This window comes from Methylobacterium sp. Leaf465, from assembly GCF_001424705.1.
Taxonomy (GTDB): Bacteria; Pseudomonadota; Alphaproteobacteria; order Rhizobiales; family Beijerinckiaceae; genus Methylobacterium.
On the sequence record NZ_LMRA01000034.1, the window covers coordinates 437,201 to 458,503 of the forward strand.

General features: G+C 70.4%; 22 protein-coding genes. 5 read left to right on the forward strand and 17 right to left on the reverse strand.

The window, feature by feature from the left end; genetic code table 11:
• Positions 1-10 precede the first annotated feature (10 nt).
• The 11 genes from ASG51_RS17120 to ASG51_RS17165 all read right to left on the reverse strand — a co-directional run bounded on the left by ASG51_RS17120 (position 11) and on the right by ASG51_RS17165 (position 8,795).
• Positions 11-1,258 carry a Zn-dependent hydrolase gene (locus ASG51_RS17120; protein WP_056382023.1) on the reverse strand — a complete coding sequence of 416 codons (1,248 nt, stop codon included), beginning with the start codon at positions 1,256-1,258 and terminating at the stop codon, positions 11-13.
• Between the two features lie 23 nt (positions 1,259-1,281).
• Positions 1,282-1,995 carry an ABC transporter ATP-binding protein gene (locus tag ASG51_RS17125; RefSeq protein WP_056216130.1) on the reverse strand — a complete coding sequence of 238 codons (714 nt, stop codon included), beginning with the start codon at positions 1,993-1,995 and terminating at the stop codon, positions 1,282-1,284.
• Positions 1,992-2,780, reverse strand: a complete 789-nt coding sequence (locus ASG51_RS17130) for an ABC transporter ATP-binding protein (protein WP_056275941.1) — start codon at positions 2,778-2,780, stop codon at positions 1,992-1,994. Before ASG51_RS17130 ends, ASG51_RS17125 begins: the two co-directional genes overlap by 4 nt.
• On the reverse strand, positions 2,777-3,832 hold the full coding sequence (locus tag ASG51_RS17135) for a branched-chain amino acid ABC transporter permease (RefSeq protein ID WP_082514061.1): 1,056 nt from the start codon (positions 3,830-3,832) through the stop codon (positions 2,777-2,779). The genes ASG51_RS17130 and ASG51_RS17135 overlap by 4 nt, the downstream gene beginning before the upstream one ends.
• Positions 3,833-3,845: 13 nt before the next feature.
• Positions 3,846-4,700: a branched-chain amino acid ABC transporter permease gene (locus tag ASG51_RS17140; protein WP_082514062.1), complete on the reverse strand. Its 855-nt coding sequence runs from the start codon at positions 4,698-4,700 to the stop codon at positions 3,846-3,848.
• Positions 4,701-4,838: 138 nt separating this feature from the next.
• Positions 4,839-6,056 carry an ABC transporter substrate-binding protein gene (locus ASG51_RS17145; protein ID WP_056216126.1) on the reverse strand — a complete coding sequence of 406 codons (1,218 nt, stop codon included), beginning with the start codon at positions 6,054-6,056 and terminating at the stop codon, positions 4,839-4,841.
• Positions 6,057-6,450: 394 nt separating this feature from the next.
• Complete coding sequence (locus ASG51_RS17150; protein WP_056216124.1) at positions 6,451-6,801, reverse strand: hypothetical protein; 351 nt, start codon at positions 6,799-6,801, stop codon at positions 6,451-6,453.
• Between the two features lie 45 nt (positions 6,802-6,846).
• On the reverse strand, positions 6,847-7,662 hold the full coding sequence (locus tag ASG51_RS17155; RefSeq protein ID WP_056216122.1) for a transglutaminase family protein: 816 nt from the start codon (positions 7,660-7,662) through the stop codon (positions 6,847-6,849).
• Between the two features lie 86 nt (positions 7,663-7,748).
• The gene (locus ASG51_RS17160; protein WP_056216120.1) at positions 7,749-8,012 is read right to left on the reverse strand and encodes a hypothetical protein; all 264 of its coding nucleotides are present in this window, start codon (positions 8,010-8,012) and stop codon (positions 7,749-7,751) included.
• Between the two features lie 385 nt (positions 8,013-8,397).
• Complete coding sequence (locus ASG51_RS24685) at positions 8,398-8,571, reverse strand: hypothetical protein (RefSeq protein WP_200917584.1); 174 nt, start codon at positions 8,569-8,571, stop codon at positions 8,398-8,400.
• Positions 8,572-8,582: 11 nt separating this feature from the next.
• Positions 8,583-8,795 carry a hypothetical protein gene (locus ASG51_RS17165; protein WP_244472697.1) on the reverse strand — a complete coding sequence of 71 codons (213 nt, stop codon included), beginning with the start codon at positions 8,793-8,795 and terminating at the stop codon, positions 8,583-8,585.
• A gap of 436 nt (positions 8,796-9,231) precedes the next feature.
• Between ASG51_RS17165 and ASG51_RS17170 the strand changes: the two genes are divergently transcribed.
• Together ASG51_RS17170 and ASG51_RS17175 are read left to right on the forward strand one after the other, a co-directional pair.
• The gene (locus ASG51_RS17170) at positions 9,232-12,375 is read left to right on the forward strand and encodes a polysaccharide deacetylase family protein (protein WP_082514063.1); all 3,144 of its coding nucleotides are present in this window, start codon (positions 9,232-9,234) and stop codon (positions 12,373-12,375) included.
• Positions 12,376-12,531: 156 nt separating this feature from the next.
• Positions 12,532-12,915, forward strand: a complete 384-nt coding sequence (locus tag ASG51_RS17175) for a hypothetical protein (protein ID WP_056216114.1) — start codon at positions 12,532-12,534, stop codon at positions 12,913-12,915.
• Here the strand turns inward: ASG51_RS17175 and ASG51_RS17180 are convergent.
• Positions 12,896-14,209 (reverse strand): MFS transporter, encoded by a 1,314-nt coding sequence (locus ASG51_RS17180; protein WP_056216112.1) that lies wholly within the window; start codon positions 14,207-14,209, stop codon positions 12,896-12,898. The two genes, ASG51_RS17175 and ASG51_RS17180, sit on opposite strands and share 20 nt — an antisense overlap.
• A 70-nt stretch (positions 14,210-14,279) precedes the next feature.
• Complete coding sequence (locus ASG51_RS17185) at positions 14,280-15,302, reverse strand: helix-turn-helix domain-containing protein (protein WP_056382028.1); 1,023 nt, start codon at positions 15,300-15,302, stop codon at positions 14,280-14,282.
• Positions 15,303-15,746: 444 nt separating this feature from the next.
• On the opposite strand from ASG51_RS17185, the gene ASG51_RS17190 reads away from it, so the two are divergent.
• Together ASG51_RS17190 and ASG51_RS17195 are read left to right on the forward strand one after the other, a co-directional pair.
• Complete coding sequence (locus ASG51_RS17190; RefSeq protein ID WP_056216109.1) at positions 15,747-15,962, forward strand: hypothetical protein; 216 nt, start codon at positions 15,747-15,749, stop codon at positions 15,960-15,962.
• Positions 15,959-16,750 carry a hypothetical protein gene (locus ASG51_RS17195; RefSeq protein ID WP_082514064.1) on the forward strand — a complete coding sequence of 264 codons (792 nt, stop codon included), beginning with the start codon at positions 15,959-15,961 and terminating at the stop codon, positions 16,748-16,750. The genes ASG51_RS17190 and ASG51_RS17195 overlap by 4 nt, the downstream gene beginning before the upstream one ends.
• Positions 16,751-16,772: 22 nt before the next feature.
• Here the strand turns inward: ASG51_RS17195 and ASG51_RS17200 are convergent, their stop codons facing one another.
• The 3 genes from ASG51_RS17200 to ASG51_RS17210 form a co-directional block, all read right to left on the reverse strand.
• Positions 16,773-17,342, reverse strand: a complete 570-nt coding sequence (locus tag ASG51_RS17200) for a hypothetical protein (protein WP_056382029.1) — start codon at positions 17,340-17,342, stop codon at positions 16,773-16,775.
• A 382-nt stretch (positions 17,343-17,724) separates the two neighbouring features.
• Positions 17,725-18,009 (reverse strand): hypothetical protein, encoded by a 285-nt coding sequence (locus ASG51_RS17205; RefSeq protein ID WP_156389774.1) that lies wholly within the window; start codon positions 18,007-18,009, stop codon positions 17,725-17,727.
• 90 nt (positions 18,010-18,099) lie between these two features.
• Positions 18,100-18,351 carry a hypothetical protein gene (locus tag ASG51_RS17210; RefSeq protein ID WP_056382032.1) on the reverse strand — a complete coding sequence of 84 codons (252 nt, stop codon included), beginning with the start codon at positions 18,349-18,351 and terminating at the stop codon, positions 18,100-18,102.
• Positions 18,352-18,605: 254 nt separating this feature from the next.
• On the opposite strand from ASG51_RS17210, the gene ASG51_RS17215 reads away from it, so the two are divergent.
• Positions 18,606-19,331 (forward strand): YoaK family protein, encoded by a 726-nt coding sequence (locus ASG51_RS17215; protein WP_082514065.1) that lies wholly within the window; start codon positions 18,606-18,608, stop codon positions 19,329-19,331.
• 20 nt (positions 19,332-19,351) lie between these two features.
• Here ASG51_RS17215 and ASG51_RS17220 read toward each other — a convergent pair whose 3' ends face one another.
• Entirely contained in the window at positions 19,352-21,256 is a 1,905-nt protein-coding gene (locus tag ASG51_RS17220) for a hypothetical protein (protein ID WP_156389755.1), read from the reverse strand.
• Positions 21,257-21,303 lie beyond the last annotated feature (47 nt).

The following is a 21,303-nucleotide window of genomic DNA, read 5'->3' on the forward strand; positions in this document are numbered from 1 at the left end:
GTCGTTGGGGTCAGGGCGCGGCGCTGTGGCGGGCGTCGTAGTCGAGCACCGCGTCGAGCAGGACCTGCGCGCCGGCGGCGCATTCGGACGGGGCGGTGGATTCGGCCGGGTTGTGGCTGAGGCCCCCGGCGCTCGGCACGAACACCATGGTGGTGGGCACCAGGCCGGCGACGTGGGCGGCGTCGTGGCCGGCCCCCGAGACCATGTCGCGGGTGGCGTGGCCGCCCTTCGCGGCGGCGCTCCGGACGGAGGCGATGCACTCGGGGTCGAAGGCGACGGGCGCGGTCCGGGCGATGGCCTGCAGGCGGGTCTCCAGCCCGAGCTCGGCGGCGACGCGCGCCACGGCCACCTCGAGTTCCGCCTCCAGGGCGTCGAGCACCGCGTCCTGCGGGTGGCGCAGATCGACGGTGAGGAAGACGTGGCCCGGGATGACGTTGTTGGAGTTCGGCGTCACCGTGAGGTGGCCGACGGTGCCCACCGCGTCGGGGGCGTGCGCCTGAGCGGCGGCGTCCACCGCCTCCACCAGCCGGGCGGCGCCGACCAGCGCGTTGCGGCGCAGCGGCATCGGGGTCGAGCCCGTATGGGCGGACCGGCCCTCCAGGGTGACCTCGAACCAGCGCATGCCCTGCACGCCCTGCACCACGCCGATGGTGGCGCCTTCCGCCTCCAGGATCGGGCCCTGCTCGATGTGCAGTTCGAACATCGCCCCGAACGGCACCGCGCCCGCAGGCGCCGTGCCGCGGTAGCCGATGGCGTCGAGGGCTTCGCCGAAGCGCGTGCCGGCGCTGTCCTGGCGCGCCTCGGCCCAGTCGTCGGCATAGATGCCCGCATAGACGCCGGAGCCGAGCATGGCGGGGGCGAAGCGCGCACCTTCCTCGTTGGTCCAGTTCACCAGCAGCAGCGGCGCCTCGGTGACGTAGCCGGCCCCGTCCAGGGTGCGCAGCACCTCGAGCCCGGCGAGCACGCCCAGCACCCCGTCGAACTTGCCCCCCGTGGGCTGCGTGTCGAGGTGGCTGCCGAGCGCGATGGGCTTCAGGTCCGGGTTCCGGCCGGGGCGCAGGGCGAACATGTTGCCCACCGCATCCACCGTGAGGGTGCAGCCCAGGGCCTCGACCTGGGTCCGCAGCCAGTCGCGCACCCGGCGGTCCTCGTCGCTCAGGGTCAGGCGGGCGATGCCGCCGTCGGGGGTGGCGCCGATGGCGGCGGTCTCGGTCAGGGTGTCCCAGAAGCGTTCGGCGTTGATGGTGAGGTTCGACATCGGTGTTTCGGAGTCCCTGCTGCTCACGCCGCCTTCACGCCGAGGAAGCGGTCGCGCGCCGCCTCGTCGGCGACGAAGTCGGCATTGCCGGCCGCGTAGGCGACGCGGCCGAGTTCGAGGATGTAGTGGCGGTCGGCCAGGCTCGTGCAGACCGCCAGGTTCTGCTCCACCAGCAGGATCGGGACCCCGGCCTCGCGGATGGCGCGGATCTGGGCCACGATCTCTTCGACGATGACGGGGGCGAGGCCCTCCACCGGCTCGTCGAGCATGAGGAGCTTCGGCCCGGAGAGGAGGGCGCGGGCGATGGAGAGCATCTGCTGCTCGCCGCCCGAGAGCTGCGCGCCCCCGTTGCGGCGGCGCTCTTCGAGACGCGGGAACATCGCGTAGATGTCCCGCAGGCCCCAGGGCGAGCCCTTGCGCACGGCGATGGCGAGATTCTCCGCGACGCTGAGCAGGCTGAAGATGCCCCGGTCCTCCGGCACGAGGGTGAGGCCGGCCCGGGCGATGCGGTGGGCGGGCCAGCCCGCCACGTCGGTTCCGTGGAACTGCACCCGGCCGCCGCGCGGGGGCAGGAGGCCGCTGATCGCCTTGAGCGTCGAGGTCTTGCCGGCACCGTTGCGCCCGAGCAGGCAGACGATCTCGCCGTCGCGCACCTCCAGGCTGACGCCCTGGAGGATGTGGCTCTTGCCGTAGAAGCCCTGGACCGCGTCCAGGCTGAGGGCGACCGGGCCGCTCACGAGGCGTGCGCCCGGGCGGGCGTGAGGTCGCCCGTGATCATGTTGCCGAGATAGGCCCGCCGCACCTCCGGGTCGTCGCGGACCCGGGCCGGCGGCCCCTCCACCAGCACGCGGCCGGCGCGCATCACCGTCACGGTGTCGGAGATGTTCATGACGATGCCCATGTTGTGCTCGATGAACAGGACGGTGTGGTCGCGGCCGAGGTCGCGGATCAGCGCCGTCATGGCGGCGATGTCGTCGATGCCCATGCCGGAGGTCGGCTCGTCGAGGAGGATGACCTTCGGCGCCGCCGCCATCGCCATCCCGACCTCCAGGCGCCGCTGCTGGCCGTGCGAGAGCGCGCCCGCGGCGCGCAGGGCCACCGCGGTCAGGTCGAGGCGGTCCAGCATCGCCTCGGCCATGGCCAGCGCCGGCCGGTTCGCCTCGGCCCGGCGCCAGGGGGCCAGCGCCTGCCAGGGCGTCTTGCCCTGCGCGGCCAGCCGCAGGTTCTCACGGACGCTCAAGGTCGGGAACAGGCTGGTGACCTGGAAGGAGCGGGCGAGGCCGAGGCGCACCCGCTCGTGGTCGGCGGTGCGGGTGATGTCCCGGCTGCCCAGGGTGATGCGCCCGGCCGAGGGCGCGATCCGGCCGGTCAGCGCGTGGAACAGGGTCGTCTTGCCGGCGCCGTTCGGGCCGATGATCGAGTGGACGCTGTTCTCGGCGATGCGCAGGGTCACGTCCTGCAGGGCGACGAAGCTGCCGTAGCGGACGCCCAGGGCGTCGGTGGCGAGGATCGGCGCGCTCATCGGGCGACCTCCGGTGCGCGGCCGGTCTCCGCGCCGGGAAGAGCCTCCGGCGCGGGCGCGACCTCGGGGGCGGTCACCACGGGCCGGTCCGGCGCCGGATCGTCGACCGGCGGCGCCCGCGTCACGAGGGCGACGGCGTGCTCGATCAGGCCCCAGAGGCCGCGCTGCAGGAACAGCGTGATGACGATGAGGAGGAGCCCGAGGAGGAGGAGCCAGCGCGGCCAGATCGCCGAGAGGGCGTCGGCGGCGAGCAGGTAGGCGCCGGCCCCGAGGAGCGAGGCGAACAGGTTGGCGCTGCCGCCGATGATCGTCATGATCAGCAGGGTCTCGCTGGTATGGTAGTCGATGTTCGAGAGGGGCGCGACGCCGATCAGCATGGCGTGGAGCGCGCCCGCGAAGGCCGTCACCGCCCCGGAGATCGCGAAGGCCGCGACCTTGAAGGCGCGCACCGGATAGCCGATCGCCCCGGCCCGGCCCTCGTTGTCGCGGATGGCGAGCAGGGTGCGCCCGAAGGTCGAGAGCGCGACCCGCTGCAGGGCGGCGAAGAGCCCGAGGAAGAGCACGGCCACGAAGGCGTAGTAGGTCCAGGGATCGGCCAAAACCGTGCCGGCGAGGCGCGGGCGGGGAATGTCGAGCAGGCCGTTGTCGCCGCCCGTGAGGCCGCTGAAGGTGTAGGCCAGGAAGTAGAACATCTGCGAGAAGGCCAGCGTCAGCATGACGAAGTAGACGCCCTGGCGCCGGATCGAGACCCAGCCCACGGCGGCCGCCACCAGCGCCCCCAGGGCCAGGGACAGCAGCAGCATGACGGGGGCGGGCAGGCCGGCGCGGACGAGGCCGAGCCCGGCGACGTAGCTGCCCAGGCCGAAGAAGATGCCCTGGCCGAAGGAGAGGAGGCCCGTGTAGCCCAGCAGCAGGTTGCAGGCGGCGACCGCCAGCCCGTAGATCAGGATCTCGCTGGCCAGCGTGCCGGAGCGCATGACGAGCGGCAGGACCAGCACGGCGGCGAGCGCGAGGCCGAACTGTACGAGAGGCCGGTCGAGAAGAGGGACCATCGCGGAAAAATCCTCAGGCCCGGCCGAACAGGCCGCGCGGCATCGCCATGATGATGCCGGCCATGCCGAGATAGATGACGAGGCGCGCCCCCTCGGGCCACAGGGTGGCCATCAGGCTCTGGGCGATGCCAACGAGGAGGCCGGCGGCGAGCGCCCCGGCGTAGCTGCCCATGCCGCCGATCACCACCACCACGAAGGCGATGCCGAGCGCCTCGACGCCCATGAAGGGCTCGACGCCGCGGATGGGGGCGGCCAGCGCCCCGGCCAGCCCCGCGAGCCCCGCGCCGAGGGCGAAGACGGCGGTGTTGATGCGCAAGGTATCGTAGCCGAGGAGCGCCATGTTCGCGGGCGATTCCGACCCCGCCCGCACGATGGCGCCGAGCCGCGTCCGGTCGAGGAGCCACCACAGGCCCGCGGCCAGGAGCGCCGTGAAGCCGATCACGAAGAGCCGGTACTCCGGATAGACGAAGTCGCCGAGGATCAACACGCCGCTCAGTTCCTCCGGCGGGGCGACGTTCCCGCCGAGGGGTCCCCAGACGATGATGACGAGTTCCTGCACCACCAGGGCGAGGCCGACGGTGACGAGGATGTGGAAGGTGTGGGGCAGCTGGTAGACCCGGCGCAGGAGCAGCCGCTCGGTCAGGGCCGCCAGCCCCGCGACGACGAGGGCGGCGAGCGGCATCGCCACCCAGAAGCTCAGGCCCCGCTCGACGCCCTCGTAGGCGAGGTAGGCCCCCAGCAGGTAGAACGCCCCGTGGGCGAAATTCACGAACTGCAGCAGCCCGAAGATGATGCTCAGGCCCACCGCCAGGAGGAAGTAGAGCATCCCGAGCCCGAGGCCGTTCAGGATCTGGAACAGGTAGGTCACGGAGTCTCCCGTTCAGCCAAGGTGTCGTCCGCGTCGCGGGTCGGGTGAGGGGTGCGCGCTGTCCGGAGAGGTCGCCCCCTCGCCCGGTCGCTCCGCGACCACCCTCCTCCGCGGAGGGGGGAGGGTCGGAGCCAACCCTCACGCCATCTTGCAGCCGGCGGCCTCGGGCGAGAGGAACGACTTGCCGGACTGGATGACGTCGGCGAAGTCGTCCTTGTCCTTCATGGCGGACTTCGCCTTGCCCTTGAGCAGGTAGTAATCCTTGATGACCTGGTGGTCGGCGGCGCGGATCTCCTCCTCGCCGGTCAGGCCGGCATAGCGCATCCCTTCGAGGGCCTTGATCACGGCGGGGCCGTCGGCGCTGCCGGCCTTGGCGGCGGCGTCGAGGAGCAGCTTGGTGATCTGGTACGAGCCGGCGAAGGAGTAGTTCGGCGTCATCCTGGCGGTCTCGCGGACCTTGGCCACCAGGGCCTTGTTCAGGGGCGAGTCGATGCCGTGCCAGTACTGCGCGCCGAAATAGACGCCCTCGCAGAGATCGGCACCCAGGGCCTCGAACTGCTCCAGGCCCGAGGCCCAGGCGAGCACGATGGTCATGCGCTTCTTGAGGCCGAAGCTCACCGCCTGGCGCAGGGCATCCGAGGATTGCGAGCCGAAGTTGAGGAGCAGCAGCACGTCGGGCTTGGCCGCGATCGCGTTGGTCAGGTAGCCGCTGAACTCCTTCTCGGCCAGCGAGTGATAGCTGTTGCCGACATGCTCGATGCCCTTCTCCTGGAAGACCGCCTTGGCGGCGCTCAGCAGGCCCTCGCCGAACACGTATTGCGGAGTGATGGTGTACCAGCGCTTGGCGTTGGGCATCTGCGCGATGAGGGGCCGCACCGTCTGCGCGATGGCGCCGAAGGTCGGCACCGTCCAGCGGAAGGTGCTGCGGTTGCAGTCGGAGCCCGTGATCTCGTCGGCGCCCGCCGTGGTGATGAAGACGCCGTCGGACTTCGCCGCCTCCTTGCCCATCACCAGGGCCTCGGAGGAGAGGATGCCGCCGGCGAAGAGCCGGGTGCCCTGCGCCATCGCCTCCTGCACCTTGCGGGCGGCCGGCGCCGGCTTGCCCTCGGTGTCGATGTCCGCGACCGTGACGGTGCGTCCGAGGACCTTGCCGGCCTCCTGCGCCGCGAACGCGGCGCCGAGCGAGGCGTACTTGCCGTTGGCCGCGAAGGCGCCGGAGATCGGCAACGGGGCGCCGATGACGAGAGGCCCCTCCGCCGCGTGGGCGCCGCGCAGGACACCGGACACCGGGAGGCCGGAAGCCCCCAGGGCGGCCGCCGTCAGCGAGGTCTTCAGAAACGCACGACGATCACGCATGGCACCGCTCCCCGCTCTCGCACCGGTCGAACTATCCAAACTATACGCATAGAATATGCGCGTGTTCGATCCGTCAAGCGGTCGTGGATGTTGCGCTGCACTTGTGCAATTGCGGGTCGTAAGCCGGGATTTCAGGCAGGCGATGCTCGTTATCGCTGCAGGATCGACCGGGTCTTGGCGCGCTTGACCGGGCCGAGGGCGAAGGTCGATTCGATCGAGGCGACGTCGTCGTGGCGGCTGAGGTTGTCGTTGGGGAAGCGCGCCGCCTCCCGGTGGCGACGCCGGCGGGCTTCGCACGCCCGCCTCAGGGCGGAGCGCGCCAGCCGATCAAGGCGTCGCCGATCGGTCTGGGGCTGGACGGACGCGCCGATCCGACCCCGAGGGGGAGGCCGGTTCAGACCCCGATCGCGCCGTTGTGCAGGGCGCGCAGCTCGACGTAGCTCATGGTCTCGCTGCTCCAGCTCGGCCCGTCGCAATCGTGGAGCCGCTTGGGGAGCGGCTTGTGCTTGTCGCCCTGGTAGAACCCCAACACGACGGTCTGTCCGTCGGTATCGTCGCGCTCGATCCGGTAGGCCGGCCGAACCTCCGATCCGAGGCGGCTGATCCGAACCCGCAGGGTCGGATTGCGCGCCTGGTCGGGGACCATGTTGCGGTAGACGCCTCTCAGGTACTCGAGGCGGTCGGCGTTCCGGCCCGCGAGATCCGCGATGGAGACGTTCTCGGCGAGCATGGCGGGGGAGGTCATGGGGTTCGGCTTTCGGTTGGGAGCGGGGGCGCTTCGCAGCGCCGGTCAGGCGACGGCCGGGGCTTCCTCGGTCGTCACAACGAATCGGGTCAGGGTGTTGGGCCCGAAGGTCAAGGTGAGCGGCACGTCGGCGGCATCCCGGCCGTAGGCGATCAGGATGCGGCCGATCCGCGACGCATTGTTGCGCGGATCGAAGGTGTGCCAGCTTCCATCGAGGAAGACCTCCATCCAGGCCGCGAAGTCGCCCGGTGCGTGCGGGAGCGGCAGGCCGATGTCGCTGACGTAGCCGTTGCAGTAGCGCGTCGGGATGTTGAGGCAGCGGCAGAAGGCGATGGCGAGGTGCGCGTAGTCGCGACAGACGCCGCGCTGCTCCTCGAACACCTCGAAGGCGGTCCGGGTGGCGCGGGCATGCTCGTAGCCAAAGGTAATGCGGTCGTGCACGTAGTCGCAGATCGCCTGGACACGGCTCCAGCCGGGCGGCAGATGGCCGAACAGGTCCCAGGCGATCTGCGAGAGGCGGTCGGTCTCGCAGTAGCGGCTGCCCAGGAGGAACAGGAGGCTGTCGGTCGGGAGCTGCGCGATGGGCGTCTCCGCCGCCGTCGGGTGCGGATGGTCCCCGCGGCCCCCGTCGCGCACGATCGTCTCGGTCTTCAGCGTGAACGCGCCGGCCGGAGCCGTCATCCGCTGGCACCAGTTGCCGAAACTGTCGCGATAGCCCTCCAGCGGCACCGCGGGCTGCGTGACGAGGTGGTCCGGGCGCTCCAGGTCCGAAACCCGCGAGGCATGGACGTTGAGGGTGGCGATGACCGGGGTGGGCTGGGGGAAGGTGTAGGTCATCTCGCAGCCGACGAGGATGCGCATGGGGTCTCTCCGGGATTGTCGTCGCGCGCGGGAGGGGGCCGCCGGGCCGCGAGGGGGCGGTTCCGCTGGCCGAGGGGCTTCTTCCCTCAGTGCAGGGTCGGCGGCGGCTCCAGGAACACGCGCATGCCATCGCCCGCCTCGACGGCCTCGGTGAACGCGTCGAGGGCATCCGCGTCGCAGGCGAAGGTGGTGTCCCAGAGGGTCGACCATCCCGTCGGATCGATGACCTCCAGCGTCCAGGGATCCTGGGAGCCGGCGAAGCGGTAGACGTTCACCGTCACCGTGATGCCGTCCTGGGTCGCCTGTCCGGTCAGGTCCGAGAACTCCATCGTCGGTTTCTCGTAGGGCATGCGGTGTCTTTCTCGATGGACGAGGTCACCGCAGGAGCCCGGACGGGTCCCTATCTCATGAGCCGAATAACAGGTCTTTAGCAGAGTTCGGGTCGCAACGGTTCGAAAATCGCAATCTACCGCAACGATGCGTCGTCTCATCGGCCCTGCACACTTTAGTCCAGTCCTCGTCGATCTCGGACCGAGAGAAAGTTCGCTTATCCGACAGGGCTGCATCGGGAGGCCGATGCGTCTGTGAACGTTCGGCCGCGAAGTCCTGTCACGGAGCGACGCGTTCCCAAGACACGGGCCAAGAGACGGGCCAAGACAGAGGCCCAGGCACAGAGCTCGTCCCGCGCGCCGGTGCGGCCGGGTCGATGACGGAAGGCTACCCGGCCTGGGCCAATTATCCAGTCTTGGCCAACAGAAAGAGCCCGGTGCCGATGGCGAGCAGGGTTCGGGACACCCGGGAGAAGGCGAGGGCGCCCGCGCCGTCCTCCAGGGATCGCAGATGGGCGACCTGGGCGAACAGCGCGGCCCAATAGGCGGCCCAGAGGCCCAGGACGGAGATCAGCCCCATCGGCCCGGCGGCTAGGCTTCCACCCGGCGCTCGTGCCGCCACAGCGCGATGGCGTGCCGGCGCGCCTCGTAGGCCCGCCGCATGGGCGTATCGACGGCGCCTTGCCCCTCCGGACGGTAGCCGAAGCGGAGGACGCCGTCCGAGCCGTAGAGACGCGTCATCTCGGAACGCCACACCTGATCCGTGCGGGTGAGAACCGCCTCGGTCTCGGCCAATCGGTTCATGGGCATCGGGGCTCGCTGATGTGAAGTGATCTTCATCTCAACGCGCGCGGACGCCGGAGGCTCCGGGACGCGTTCGGCACTTTCTGGCGCCGCCAGGGCCCCTCGCAGCCGTCGAACGCCCCTCCGGCCGCAGGGCGCCCCGCTCCGACATCCGGCCTGGGCCCACCCTGACCGGAACCGGGTGTAGCCATTGTCAGGTATCCGGACTGGCCCCCTGGAGGTAATCCCCTTGGCGGAATTACTTTATCCGATCAACTGAGTATGATTCGAGACATGCGGGATTCGTTCCAGATCTGACAGTTGTGGATGCCATCACGATTGCCGATGGATGGCATCATCGAATCATTGATCTGCGCTGGCCGAAGAGAAAAAGCCTGAGGGATTTGTCCTTTCGGCGCTGGACCAATTTTCTACTCTTGCGAGGGGACGCTTTGTCATGCCCACGGTTGATGGCAACCTGAACGATTGGACGTCGTCGGCTCGGCTCAATCCCGCAGGCACGACAGCGGCCGGATACAGTTTGTATGGCGACCTGTCGGGCGGTGTCCTGACCTTCGCCCTCCAGGCGCCGACGGGGACGTCGATCGGGGCGTACACGACGATCTGGCTGAACACCGACAAGAATGCCACCACCGGCTACAGCATCTGGGGTCTGTACGGGGGCTACGACTACAACATCAATATCGCTGCCGACGGAAAGCCGTACCTCTATCGCGGGGGCGACGGACAGACGCTCGTGTCGGCGACGCCGCTGACCGCCGTCTACAATGCCGATCGCACGGTGCTGGAGGTCAGCGTTTCGGCGGCGCAGATCGGGACGCCGAAGAGCCTCAACGTCCTGGCCGACGTGAACAACAGCGTCTTCCTACCGGGCGATTACGGGGCCGGCCCCTACACGGTCTCGGATGCCAGCACCCTGCCGGCCCGGACCTATACGGGGCACAAGGTCGGGATCGTCTACTCGGAATCCACGGCGGCGAACTACTTCAGCCCGATGGCGTATTCGCAGCTCTACATGGCGGCGCAGAACCAGGCCGCGGCCGCGGGCGTCCCCTACGACCTCCTGTCGGAATCGGATCTCACCGATCTGGCGAAGCTGTCGAACTACGACACGCTGATCTTTCCCTCGTTCCGCAACGTCGCCGCCGCGAAGGTCGCGGCGATCACCGACACCCTGACCAGCCTGGAGAAGACCTACCACGTCGGCATCATCACCGCCGGCGACTTCATGACGAACGACGAGAAGAACGCTCCGCTCTCCGGCGATTCCTACGCGCGCATGAAGGCGCTCTTGGATGTCAGCCGCGTCGACGGGGTCAACGGCGCGAACGTCGAGGTCAAGGCGGCGGCCACGACCAATCCCGTCATGGCCGGGTACACGGCCGGCGAGTCGATCCACCAGTACACGAACATCAGCACCTCCTACTTCACCAGTACGGACGGGCTGGGAACGACGCTCGCAAATCAGATCGTCAACGGGCAATCCAACATCGCGGTGATGGCGACGCAGACCGGGGGCAAGAACGTTCACTTCGCCACGGACGGCATGCTCGCCGACAACAACATGCTGGCCCACGCCCTGGATTGGACCATGGCGCCGGCGACGGGGCCGGATGTCAGCCTCCACATGAGCCGGAACAAGGCGATCGTCGCCGCCCGCGTGGACATGGATCAGGCCATGTACACCGACGATGTCCGGCCGGCCTCCGGATCGGGCATCTACGACAAGCTCCTGCCGATCCTGACGCAGTGGAAGCAGGCCTACAACTTCGTCGGATCGTACTACATCGATGTCGGCAACAATCCGGCCGAGGGCGAGGTCACGGACTGGACCTACTCGAAGAAGTACTACAACCAGATGCTGGCGATGGGGAACGAGATCGGCTCGCATTCCCTGACCCATCCCGAGAACACCAACCTCCTCACCGCGGCCCAATTCCAGACCGAATTCCAGCAATCCCGCGCGATCATCGAGCAGCAGCTCGGTTTGACCAATATCGGTGCCGCCGTTCCCGGGGCGGGAGAAAATCTCGCCACCGCGCGGCAGATCGCGCAGTACTATCCCTACATCTCCGGCGGCGCCTCCCTGATCGGCGCCGGGTATCCGGGGGCGATCGGCTATCTCAGCCCGACGGCCACCGATATGAAATCGGTCTACATCGCGCCCAATACCTCCTTCGACTTCACCCTCGTGGGCTACCAGCACCTCACCGCCGCGCAGGCCTCCGCAGCGTGGGCCAAGGAGTGGGCGACGCTGACGGCGCATTCCGACCTGCCGGTCGTGGTCTGGCCCTGGCACGATTACGGTCCGACGAATTGGCTGACCGATACGACGGATGCCGGCTACACCCAGCAGATGTTCACGGATTTCATCGCACGGGCCGCGCAGGCGGGTTCGGAATTCGTGACCCTGAACGATCTGGCCCAGCGCACCGCGACCCTCGAGAAGTCCGACGTCAGCTACAGCTTCGATGCGGCCGCGAACGTCCTCACCGCGTCGGCGACCACCGCGGCCGGAGATCTCGGCAAGTTCGCCCTCGATATCGGCAGCGGCCATACGATCAAGAGCGTGGCCGGCTGGTACGCCTACGACAGCAACAGCGTCTTCGTGCCGAAGGCGGGCGGGACCTTCAAGATCGCCCTCGACGGCACGCCGGACGACGTCACCCACCTGACGACCCTTGCGGACCGGTCCGACCTCCTCAGCGTGACCGGCGACGGCACCAACCTCAGTTACTCGGTCGTCGGTGAGGGCCACGACATCATCCAGCTGAAGTCCCATGTCGGGCAGATGGTGCAGATCACCGGAACGGATGGCGCGAGCCTCTCCGGCGCCAACCTGGATCTGACCCTGACCGGACTGGGACAGCACAACGTCTCCATCGTCCTCGCGTCGGCGCCGGTCGGAACGACCGCGAGCGATTGGATCTTCGGAACGGACGGCGCGGATACGATCAATGCCGGGGCCGGCGCCGACACGCTGCAAGGCCTCAGCGGCAACGACACCTACATCGTCGACAACTCTGGAGACCGGATCATCGAGGCCGTGAATGCGGGGATCGACACCGTTCAGAGCGCGGTGACCTACACGCTGGCGGCGAATGTCGAGAAGCTCGTCCTGACGGGGACGAACGCCATCAACGGAACGGGCAATGCCCTGGCGAACGTCCTGACCGGAAACAGCGCGGCGAACACGCTCGCCGGCGGCGACGGCGCCGATATCCTGGAGGGCAAGGCCGGAAACGATATCCTGACGGGCGGGCTCGGCGCCGACGCCTTCCTCTTCAGCAAGGCCGGTCAGGGCATCGACCTCGTGCGCGACTTCTCGCGGGCGCAGGGCGACAAGATCCAGGTGCACGCCTCCGACTACGGGCTTCCTGTCGGCACGCTCGCGAGCGACTGGTTCGAGACGAGTGCCACCGGTCTCGCCACGAAGGCGCACGCGGAGTTCGTCTTCAATTCGGGGTCGCACACGCTGAGCTGGGACGCGGACGGCATCGGGAGTGCGGCCGCCCTTCAGGTGGCCACCTTCTCCAACAACCCGCTTCTCCAGTATCAGGATTTCGCGATCGTGGTCTGATCGCGCGATCGACCCGGACGGATCCGAAGCGCCCAGCGCTGGCGGCCCGGCATTCGGTCCCGGCCGGGGGGCAATCCGGCGCACGGACGATCGCGGCTCCCTGGGTGTTGCGCTTTTGTTCTAGGCCGCGACGGGCCGGACGGCCATACTCCCTCCATGTCGATGACCGTCCGCTCCGCTTTCCTGCTGATCAGCCTCGCCCCACAGGCGGCGACGGCGCAGGTGCCTGGCCGGTCCGAGGCCGGGCTCGCCGCCCTCGAACAGACCTGGCACGCCTGCGTGCGGGACGCGTTCGCGCAGCAGCCGCGGACGCAGAGCCGCGCCGGCTCCCAGCGCAACGCCCTCGATGCCTGCCAGGCCCAGGAAGATGCCTTCGTGGCCGCGGCGATGACGGAGGTCGATGCCGGATCGCGCGAGGCGCGCGCGGGCGAGCCGGCCCGACGTCCCGCCCTGACCGAGCGGGCGCGCGCCTGGGCCGCCTCCGTCGCCAGCGACGTCCTCGATCCGGTTTCGTCCTGGCTCAGCGCCCTGCGCCGGTGAGTGGACGGCCCATCCGGGCCGCCCGAAAGGCCAGGAGGATCCCGGGGACGCCCACCAGGCCGTACAGCACCATCAGGGCTCGTCCGAGGTGTTCGGCGCCGAAGACGGTGTCGGCCAGGAACCCCAGGAGGGGCGGCCCGGTACCCGAGGCCGTCAGGGTCACGGCGGCGATGAAGAGGGCGCTGACCCGCCCGCGGAGGCTGACAGGCGTGAGGAGCTGCACCCCCGTCACGGCGGGGGGGGCGGTGAACCCGATCACGGCCGTGAGGAGGGTGAAGGCGGCGAGCGAGAGCGTCCGGTCGGCGGCCACCGCCATCACGATCGCGGGCGGCAGGGCCGCCATCAGGCCGAGACCGAGCAGGCGCGAGGCGGCCGCACGCCGGCGCGCCCGCGCCACCCGGTCCAGGAGCAGGCCTGCGGACAGATGGCCGAGCGGACCGCCGATCAGCAGCAGGCCGCCCAGAACCACGCCGCTCTCCGCGGGGCTCATGCCGTGGTTTCGCACGTAGAGGGTCGGCCCCCAGGCGGCCAGGGTCCGACCCATCAGGACGGCGCAGGCCGCGGCCGCGAAGTGGGGCAGGTAGATCCGCCGCCGCCGCAGGATCCACGCCCAGGCGGGGTTCAGCCCCGCCCTGGCGGCGGGTGGCGCCCGCGGAAGCCGGACGGCCACCGCGCCGAGGATCAGCACGAGGTTGGGCAGGCAGGCGAGCAGGAACAGGGCGCGCCAGGGCGGCAGCGGGTCGAGGCCGGGAAACGCCAGGCCGCCGCGCAGGACGAGCCAGGCCAGGACCGCACCGCCGGCGAGCAGGGCGAAGCTCTGCCCGAGGCTGCCTCCCGCCGTGTACAGCGACACGTTCCGGGCCATGCGGCCCTGCTCGGAGCCGTGGGCGATGAGCGACAGCGAGGCCGGCGCGAGACCGGCCTGTCCCAGTCCGAGGACGAACCGGCTGAGGAACAGCACCGCGAAGGAGCCCGCGAGTCCGAATCCGAGGGTCGCCAGGGTCCAGAGGCCGATGCTGGCGAGCAGGATCGTGCGCTGGTGCCCCCGATCCGCCAAGCTGCCGAAAAGCGGCATGGTCAGCGCGTACAGGATGACGAAGGCCGAGCCGTGGAGCAGGCCGAGCTGGGCGTCGCTGAGGGCGAGGTCCTGCTTCACCGGGGTCGTCACGAGGGTGATCAGGAACCGGTCGCTGGCCGCCGAGAGCTGCGCCAGGATGAGCAGGACCAGGGGGCCGAACCCCAGGACCCTGCGTGCCGGAGCCGTGAGCGGGCGCCGTCCGGCGGTCTCGCTCATACGGTCCGCGACGCGCGAGGGGCGGTCCGCGACGCGCGAGGAGGCCGACGCACGCCGGAGTTGAGGGGCATCAGTAGAGCTCGCTGTGCCAGGCCGCGAGGGGCCAGGATCGATCGCCCCGGGCATGCGGGTCGCCGCGCAGCTGCTGGATATGGGTCCGGAACTGTCCGGGTGGGCGGCCGAACGCCGTCCGGAAGGCGCGGTTGAAATGCTGCTCGCTGGCAAAGCCGTAGGCGTAGGCGAGGGTGGCGATCGAGCGCGTTTCGCCCTGGCGTCGGAGGGCATCGCGCACCCGTTCCAGGCGGCGCTGCTGCACGAAGCGCGCGACCCCGCCATCCGGCAGGAAGGCCCGGTAGAGGCGACTCCGCGAGATCCCGAGTTCCGCCGCGATGGTCTCGGCGCTGAGGTCGCGATCCGCGAGGTGCCGCTCCACGTGGGCCTCGGCCTCGCGGCGGCGGGCGTCGTCGTCGGGGCCATCGTGGACGGCGGCCCAGACGATCGCCTCGGTGGGGGCGGCATGGCCGCGCAGCGCGGCGGCCAGCAGCATGCCGAGGACCGCGCTCGACCGCGAGACCACCGAACCGTCGAGGGTCTCCGAGCGGCGGGTCAGGGACACGATGAAATCGGCCACGAGGCCGCCCACGGTCTCCGGAAGGATCGCCCCATGGAATTTGCGCAGGTCGGGGACCAGGGGCTCGATGAGCTCGCGCGCCACCGGCGTCGAGATCTGCCGCACGCGGTGCGCCCGGCTCTGGTGCGGCAGCGTGTTGTCGCAGACCAGGATCTCCCCCGGTCGGACGCGGCGCTCGTGCCCGGGCGGGCCAGCCAGGAGGTCGCCCTCGAGGAGCAGGTGGAGCGTGATATGGTCGAAGCCGTCCCGGCGCACCCGCTGCGGGGATCGGCTGTGCTGAAGCCCGTTCAGCTGGCGCTTGAACAGGATCATCCGATCCAGCCGGTAGGCCTGCACCTGCGCGGAGAAATTCGGGCCGATCCGTGCGACATCGGCGCCGCCGGCATAGAGGTCGCGATATGCCTCGAATGCGAACTCCGCACCGACCTCCTGGGTGGAAAAGGCAAACGACGGAAGCGACACGTCTGACTGAACCCGACCGGATGGATCAGAGGGCCCATCGGACAAATCCCAATCGACCCATTCTCACACCCCCCGGGATGGGCGTTCCGAACGCGCGAGACAACTCACGGTTCTGTGATCGATGCAAGAGATCAGTATGAGGGCGCGCCATCCCAGTTGAGCGCGCTGCCGGCGCGGCGGCAAAGGCTTCTTGGTGCCAGCGCCGTCGGCCCAGGACAATAAAGCGTTCCGCCTCAGTTTCCAGGATGGCGGATCACGACATACCATCGTCGAGGCCGTCGAGGCTGCCGCCGCGCCCGACACGCAAGCAATCGGACGCGCTGCGATCGGCGACCAGGATAAGACCTTCTCCGGGGCCGCCGCCCCCGCACGGCAACGCCTCGGTAACCGTTACGCCCTAACTCTCGCGAACCCCGCCGCCCACCAAACTCCGCGATCCGCACGATGACCAGAGACCAGCTTGCCGCCGAGTTGCTTCGTATTTCCAAGCTGCAACTCAGCGATATCACCCGTGCCGTCAAGAATGGCGAGAAATCCATTGCCTTGAACGAGGTCATCGATCTGGGTCGACGCCTGAACCGCCTCGCGGATGCGGTCGCGGGACGCCCGGCGCCGGTCGCCACGCCCGCGCCCGCCGACGACAGCCTCGTTCAGGCGTGAGCGCCGCATCGGAGTGGCGGGCCGAGCGGAACGTCGCCGCGCGCGCGCGCCTCGACCGCGCCCTGCCGGGCATCTTCCCGGCCCCCGTCCTGCGGCACGCCCTGTCGCGCCCGCTGATCCCGCCGACGCCGCGCCTCGCGGTGGAGAGCTACTGGCGTGCGCATCTCCTGCGCGCGGACCGGCTGGCTCGGGCCCTCGCCACACGCTCGGGCCATCCCGAGGGCTGGACCTGGCGTCTCGGCACCGAGAAGGGATCCGGCCTCGCCGCCACCTTCCGGATGCCGCCCTCGCCCTTCCGGGAGCCGGCCCATGCGCGCGGCAAGGGCCATTGCTGCATCTGCGGGCAGCCGGTCTTCCGCTTCGGTTGGCACCGGGATCTCTGGGGGGCGGCCGTCCCGAACAAGAATGCGCGCTGGCACGCGGCCTGTGTCGCCGCCTGGAAGCTCTGGGTGGCGCCCAGCGACCAGGTGAAGGTTCTGAAGGCGCATCAGCGCCACCGCTGCGCCGCCTCGGGCAAGCGGTTGTTCAAGACCGCCGAGGTCGATCATCGCGTGCCCCTCTACCGCGTCTGGCGGGAGCACCGGGACGATCCCTGGCCGACGCTGCTCGGCTTCTGGGGCGCCCCGAACCTTCAGGTCGTCAACCGCGGGGTCCACGTGGAGAAATGTGGCCGCGAGGCTGGCGAGCGGGCGCTGAGCCGGCAGGTGGCGCTCCTGCGCACCGCCTTCCCGGCGGATCGCGCCGAGGAGGCCGCACCGGAGCGCCTGCCGGTCGACGGGACGGGCTGACGGGCCGGGCGGCCCTGGCCGCTCAGAGGATCCCCTCGATCAGGTCCAGTTCCTGCGCCTCGCTCGCCTCGATGTACCAGTTCTCGGGAGCCCGCTGCAGCACCGTGTCCAGGGTCACCTGCGAGCCCCGGATGAGGTTGGCGAAGCCCTCGTTCTGGATCGCGATGGAGCACTCGATCTCGTGCAGGGCGGCCTTCACGCTGGCGATGCAGGTCGTGAGCGGTCCGTTGAGGACCACCTGCTTGTCGAGCTTGCGCTCGTGGATCATCAGCCGCGTGCCCCGGGTGAGATAGCGGTTCGACCGGGCGAAGAAGCTCATGAAGGTGGTCCCGGCCGAGTAGATCGCGGCCTTGCCGAGGAAGACGAACCGGCGATCGGTCAGGAGGCCGGTCTTGAAGCGGATGTCCTCGCCCATCATCCGGGCGACCTCGGGATCGCCGCCGAGCGTCGTCAGCTCGACCACCACGAGGGTTCGGTCGCCGACCGCGTCGAGCTGGCGGCGGAAATCCCGGTACATCTCCTGGTCGACCGTCCCCGACAGGAGGATGGCGGGGGCGTCGAACGCGGATGGCGGCAGGGCGGGGGTATCCATGGGGCACTCCTGGTGGCCGAGGCGCGGCCGTCGCAGCGAGAACGCAAGTTCCCGGCCCAGGATCGGTTGCGTCCGCCGCGGACGGAATGCGTCGGCCCGCCCGCGCCTGTGCCCGCATGGACGAGGAGGTGAAAGCGCGCGAGTCGATCGTCGCCACGCAGATACGGCCACCTGCCGCCAACCGGCGCGTTTCCCATTCCGATCGGACCGGACCCGCTCTAACTCCGGCAGGGCATGGGCGCCAGCGGATTCCGGGTCTGGCGCCGCTCGTCCCGTGGGAGCGTGCCGCAGACGGGCCCTTCCGATCCGATCCTCTCGGAACGGAGAGCCTCGGACCCCCTCGGCGCCGCTCCCTCCGCACCGGTCGACAGGGCGTGCCGCGTCAGTACGGCATGCCGTCATAGGGCTGCCGGCTCGGGCGAGGGCGCGCGCGAACCGGCCGATCGTAGCGGCCCTCGTAGGCGCCCAGATACGGGTCGAGGGCGGGATCGCGGTAGTTGCCGTTGTTCACGCCGGCCGAGCGGTCGTTGCCGCTCAGGGCGGCGTAGGGCGACAGGCCGTCGCCGCCGCTGCCGCCCCGGGCGAGCGCGTCGCCGCCGAGGCCCAGAACGAGGGTGCCCAGAACGAGGGTGGCGGAGAGCGTGGTGCGTCGGATGGCTGTGGCCATCATCGCATTGTGCGCCATGGGGACCCCCTGTCGCGTTGAGAAACGGACGCGTGGCACGGACGTTCGGGCCGGGGCCGCGCGGTCGGAGGATCAGCGCTCGGCCCGCAGGCTCTTGAGGAAGCGGCGTGCGACCTCGCGCACGGCCTCGTCGTCCCGGGTGTCGTCGTGGGCCTTGTCCCAGAGGTGGTCGACGCTGGCCTCCAGGCTCTTGAGCAGGTCCGGATGTTCCTGGGCCAGGAACCGGATCGTTCCGAACAGGAGGTGCTCGGTCGCGAGTTCACGGTGGCGCGCGTCCGCGATTCGGGACTCGGCGGCGGAGGGATCGGTTGCAGCATGGGTCATGCCGACACAACGAACGGCCCCGCCGGCGGTTCAGGGACTCCTGCGGTCGTCGCAAGCTTTCTTTGGCCACTTCGAAGGATTCCACCCCGTTGCGCGAGGAGGGTCACGGGTCGAAGCACGCAGGCTCAAATCCTCCGACCATGATCCCGTACCCCGATGCTTCCGTTTCGCCGCGGGTTCGGCGAGAACCGGTGGCGCATGGGGGTCGGCCGATTCGACATCCCTCCACCCTGGATCCTCAGCAGACGCACCGGATGGCACCGATCTCCTCTTCGAACGAGCGTTCCCGCACGCGCGGGTCGGGCCGCCTCCGCATCGACACGGACCTCGCCGCCGGGATCGGTCTCGCATTCGTGGCCGGCTTCGTCGACGCGGCCGCCTTCATCGCCCTGACGGGCCTGTTCACCGCCCACGTGACCGGCAACTTCGTGCTGCTGGGGGCCGAACTCGTCTCGACCTCGACCGGCGTTGTCGCCAAGCTCCTCGCCCTGCCGGCCTTCGTGGGCGCGGTCGCGGCCACCCGGCTCCTCGCCCTGGCCCTGGAGCGCCGCGGCCGGGCGCCCCTGCGCTGGCTGCTGGCCCTCGAGATCGCCTTGCTGGCCGCCTTCTGCGTCGTCGGTCTCGCCCTCTCGCCCCTTGGCTCCCCCGATGGCGCGGCGGCGGTGACGGTCGGGATGCTCGGCGTCGCGGCGATGGGAGTCCAGAACGCCATCGGGCGCCTCGGCCTCGCGCATCTCGCCGCCACCACGGTGATGACGGTCAACGTCACCCAGGCGGTGATCGACCTCGTCGACTGGGCGCGGGGCGCTGTGCCGCCTGACGGGGCTGCGCGGGGGCGGATGCGCCGGATGCTGCCCGCGGTGCTGGCCTTCGCCGTCGGCGCCCTCGCGGGGGCCTTCGGCGTCGCCGCCGTCTCGTTCGGCTGCCTCGTCATCCCGATCGCGGTGCTCACGGTCCTCGTGCTCCTTCGCGGGGATTGAGCCGCGGCGCGGGATCGGACTCAGGCGCGGCAGGTGAGCAGCCCGTAGGCGGTCACGCGCTGCCAGCCCATGCCCTCGACCGTCGCCATCGGTCTCACATAGGGTTCCGCAAGCGGGAAGACGCGCGCTCCGTCCGGCGGCGCCTGGCCCTCCCGCAGGGGTACTACGATCCAGGCGGGCCCGTCCGGAGCCGTACAGAGCGTCGCGACCGCACCGGCCGGCAGGTCGTCGGCCCGCGGGGGCACCGGAGGCGCGAACGGCCTGCGCTGGGCCTCGGTGGCGAGGCCGAGGGCGATGAGCCGGTCGATCCGCTCGGACCACAGCATCGCCAGAGGGCGCGAGAAGACGATGCTGGCGCCCTGAAGGTTGGTGATCCAGCTCGGGCGGCCCAGCGTCAGCCAGGTCTCGGCCCGCCCGTCCAGCCAGAGCACCTCGCCCGGCCGGCGCGCGATGGCCTCGACGAGACCGGGCAGCAGGGTGCGGTCCTCGATCCGCCGGAACGCCCGCGCCCGCTCGTCCCAGAGGCCCAGGAGGGCGATGAACAGCGCCACGGCCAGGACCGGCCGCGCGACCCGGGACCGCTCGACGGCGAGCCACGCGAGGCCGGCCCCGAAGGCGAGCGACGGCACGATCGGGAAACTTCGGATCAGGCTAAGGCCGAGATGGGCGCCCTCGGTCCGGTTCGCGGCGAGCCAGCCGAGGGCGAGCGTTTCGAGGAGGAGGCGGCCGGCGACGAGGAGGCCGACCAGACCCAGGGTCGCGCGCATCAGGCCGCGCGACGGCGCCAGCCGGTCCCGGCGAAGCGCCGCGTGGACCCCGACGGCGAGGAGGCCGGCGGCCGCCGCGATGGGCAGGTCGGTGGAGAACACCCAGGCGAGCCCCAGGAGGGCGAGGGTGATCCGGTCGCCCGGCGTCCCACGCGGGAGGATGCTGGCGCACAGGCCCAGGGCGGCGGCGCCGAGGACGGAGGTCACCCAGAGGAAACGCCAGGGCTGGACCTGGATCACCAGGAGCGACGACCATTGCTCCTCGAACACCGTGGTGGCCGCCACCCCGCCGGCGCCCGCCAGGAGCGCGGCCAGGAGGAGCCTCCGAGCCCGGATCGGAACGCGGGTCGCGGCGACGAGGATCGTGGCGGCCTGCACGAGGGGCGGACCCCAGGCCTGGCTCGGCCAGAGCGTGGGGAAGAGGTCGGCACAGCGCTGACGCAGAATCTCGAGGAAGGCGGGATCGACGGGCTGCAGCAGGCGCGCGAACAGCGGCACGCCGAGGCGGGCGGCCACCAGGATGGCGAGGAGACCCGGGACCAGGACCAGCAGCCAGCGCCGGTTCTCCGCCACCAGGGCGAGGACGAGCACCGCCAGGCCGGCCAGCCCCATGATCGGGTGGACGAGGCCTCCCAGGGCCATGAAGGCCAGGGCCCCTGCGCGGCGGCCGGACAGGCTCGCCGCGAGACCGGCGAGGACCGCCGCCTCCGCGAGCGTCCGGGGCGTCGCTAGCGCCTCGCCGACGCGGAAGATGCCGGGATAGCCGTAAGAGGCGGGCAGGACCGCCATCGCCGCGAGGACGACCCAGCGCCGCCGGCCGGCGCCCAGGGCCGCGGCCAGGGCCGAGGCGGCGCAGAACCAGGCGATCAGCCCGACAAGGCTGACGGCCAGGGCCGCCGGACCGGGCCCCAGCGCCCCCACCAGCGCCCGTAAGGCGACGGGGAACAGGCTGAAGCGCGACTGCCCATCATGGGTGAACATGAGGTCGCGTCCGACCCCGTCCGGATCGAGGTCGGCGAGGGCCCGCCCCACGTAGATGCGGGCATCGCCGTCGATCCCCTCGTAGGGATGCAGCAGGAGATAGAGACCTCCCATGCCGAGCGCCGGCCAAGCCGAGCGGCGCAGGACCGCCGCCCAGCGCGGAACGGCTCCGGGCATGGGGACGGTATCCGGGACGGCCACCAGGGGGTCGGAGGTCCCGGACG